The sequence below is a fragment of the Acidovorax sp. IB03 genome, assembly GCF_016406015.1.
Taxonomy (GTDB): Bacteria; Pseudomonadota; Gammaproteobacteria; order Burkholderiales; family Burkholderiaceae_C; genus Acidovorax; species Acidovorax temperans.
The window spans coordinates 1-2,723 of sequence record NZ_JAEFCH010000077.1; the positions used below are offsets into that span (position 1 = coordinate 1).

General features: G+C 59.5%; 4 protein-coding genes. 1 reads left to right on the forward strand and 3 read right to left on the reverse strand.

Annotated features, from left to right (window positions below; translation table 11 throughout):
• Positions 1-223 precede the first annotated feature (223 nt).
• Positions 224-445 carry a hypothetical protein gene (locus IHV84_RS20060; protein WP_233100154.1) on the reverse strand — a complete coding sequence of 74 codons (222 nt, stop codon included), beginning with the start codon at positions 443-445 and terminating at the stop codon, positions 224-226.
• 20 nt (positions 446-465) lie between these two features.
• Positions 466-879, reverse strand: a complete 414-nt coding sequence (locus IHV84_RS20065; RefSeq protein WP_198848147.1) for a hypothetical protein — start codon at positions 877-879, stop codon at positions 466-468.
• A 397-nt stretch (positions 880-1,276) separates the two neighbouring features.
• Between IHV84_RS20065 and IHV84_RS20070 the strand changes: the two genes are divergently transcribed.
• Positions 1,277-1,843, forward strand: a complete 567-nt coding sequence (locus tag IHV84_RS20070) for an NTP transferase domain-containing protein (protein WP_198848148.1) — start codon at positions 1,277-1,279, stop codon at positions 1,841-1,843.
• 142 nt (positions 1,844-1,985) lie between these two features.
• Here the strand turns inward: IHV84_RS20070 and IHV84_RS20075 are convergent, their stop codons facing one another.
• Complete coding sequence (locus tag IHV84_RS20075) at positions 1,986-2,504, reverse strand: superoxide dismutase family protein (protein WP_198848149.1); 519 nt, start codon at positions 2,502-2,504, stop codon at positions 1,986-1,988.
• Positions 2,505-2,723: the final 219 nt, after the last annotated feature.

The following is a 2,723-nucleotide window of genomic DNA, read 5'->3' on the forward strand; positions in this document are numbered from 1 at the left end:
CAGACACACCCGCATCTGTTTCACAAGCGACCATATGATCGTCCGGGATGCGACATCTACGCACCTTGCTGATCTGAAAACAAAAACGTTTTCACTGCTGCTTGTGGACATCAAGCAAATCGGTGCACTACCGATTTTTTAGATTACAGAGATGATTTTGACTACCAAGGCACGTTATGGGCAGTCGCCAATTGCTGGTGTCACTCCGTATATTTGGCTGCGCTTAATCCTTGAGGTTCACGCCCAAATCACCCAGCTTTTTCGCAAATGAGTCCCTGCGTTTCGCCGCCTTGGCCGCTGTTTCGGTGGCCGCTTGGATGGCCTTGGGGCCTTTATGGGCAGCCGCTTTGATCAACCCAAACTTGTGGGCGGCATCTGCCTCGGCCCGCTTGAATGTGGCAATCAGTTCAGCATGTGTAATGGGTGGATTCACATTGGCTCCCATATCAATCAGCGTCGTGGTTCTTAAATTTGGACGTTGGTGCGAAGCAAGGCGGTTCTCAATTCGCGAGTGGCGGGTTTGGCAATATCCACCTTTTGCACCGCCTGGTCGAACGAAGAGCCGGGCTTGATGCTGGTAGGCAGTATCTTTTTGGCTGGCAGCTTGGCGGGGTAGGTGCCTTTAGCCGGACACATGCGAACGGAAAACCCGAATTCGTCGAGCAGGCCTTTCGCATACAGCTCTGCCAATTGGTGAAACGATACAAAGGTGGAGCGTTTCACGTCTTTGAACCCGGGCTGGCTCACATCACGAACGAGCTCGAATTTGCCCAGCGAGTCGCGCTGTGTATCGGTAAAAGGATGCAGCAAGAAAGTCTGACGAACGCCATCCTTTTTGGACACCAAAGTGTGCTCGACGGCTATATCGGTTAACAGCATATTTTTTTATCTCCGCGAGTTGCAGTTTGCACGGCGGCATCAGTCGGCGTACCGACCAAAGTCGCAGATTTTGTTTTCAAACCCCGTCACCGAGGTGCGCGATGCGGGCAAAAATCACCCGAAGGGCGAGGACTGTAACTGAAGGGCCGCCAATCGGCGATCCGCGCTGTATGGCAAACCGACCGCTTCGGGTTGAAAACTGTTGGCCCATGGAGATTGGGCAAAAGCCCGAAGGTTGTCTGAAAGCCGCATGGAGTCGTTCTTGGCGCTGTGGCCAGTGGGGTGCAAAGATACTGGGCTGGTCGCGGCGCAGTTTGCCGGTCTCATCACAGCCGTTGCCGTGCAGCGATGCCATGATCTGACTTGCCTCCAAACCCAGCATTCCCTCATCCACTCCATGTATCTCACCCCACCCACCGTCCTCATCCTCGCCTCGGGCCGTGGCGAGCGTTTCAAAGCGTCGGGCGGCAGCGTTCACAAATTGCAGGCCTTGCTGGCGGGCAAGCCCGTGTTGCAACACACGCTGGATGCCGTGCGCGCCAGTGGATTGCCTTGGCATGTGGAAGATGTGGGGCACCCTGGCATGGGTGATTCGATTGCGGCGGCTGTGCGGCACACGGTCGATGCGGCGGGCTGGTTGGTGTTGCCGGGCGATTTGCCACTGGTGCAGCCCGCCACGCTGCAGGCCATTGCGCAGGTGCTGCGGGACCAGCGGGCCGTGGTGGCATGGCCCGAGTTTGGGGGTGAGCGGGGGCACCCTGTGGCGTTTGGGCGGGATTGCCTGCCTGACTTGCTGGCCCTGCAAGGCGAAAAGGGCGCTGCGCCCGTGGTGCGCAAGTGGGCAGAGCAGGGGCGGGGGCTGGCTGTGCCGGTGCAGGACGAAGGCGTGGTGACGGACATTGACACCGTGGATGCGCTGGCGCGGGCCGAGGCGCTTTGGCACCAGCGCCAGGCTGGTGGGTGATCAACCTCTAGGCCCGTGGCAGGCACTGCGGCCACCAAGGTTCGGGCCCCATGAAAAAAGCCGCTGTGGTTGCAGCGGCTTTTTGCTTGGCAGGGCAGCAGCGCGGCGCAAAAGCCGTTGCCATGCGCGGGGTGCGCCGGGCTTATTTGGCAGTAATCACCGCGCAGGCCAGGCGGGGCCCGGCGTTGCCGGTGGGTTGGGTGGCGTAGTCGTCGGGGTCGCGGTGCACGATGAGGCCCTTGCCCACGATGTTGTTGGCGGTGCTGCCCACGCGAATGCTGCGTGTTTCAAATTGGAAGCTGACGGTGCCGTTGGCATCGGCCTTCAGGCTGGGCAGGTCGCCGGTGTGGTGTTCGCCCTTGCCGTGGTGGCCGTGGGGTTTGCCGCCGGGGTTGAAGTGGCCGCCTGCGCTCATGCCGTCGCCGCTGCTGCAGTCGCCTTTTTCGTGGATGTGAAAGCCATGCTCAGCACCGGGCTTGAGGCCGCTGATGGTGCCCGACACCTTCACCACATCACCCGTTTGCGCAAACTGCACGGTGCCTGCGGTGGTGTTGCCCCGGGTGGGCTGCAACTGTGCGGTGGCGGTGGGGCCTGCGTTATAGCTGGCACAGCCTGCCAGCGCGGCCACGGCGGTAGCCGCCAAGACAAAGCGAAGATTCATCACATGCTCCTGGAGTGAAGGAAAGTGTGGGCCGCCACTGGCGCAATTCAAAAAGTGCTGGGCGGCCGCAAAGCTATGTTACGCACGGCAGGTGCGTTGTGGGTGGGCCCAGGGCCACAAAGTCTGGTGCAAGAGGTGTGGAAATGTTTAAATACTGTATAAAAATAAGGGGTATCTATTTAGCTCCAGTGACGTGAGAATAGCTGGATGGAAACCCAG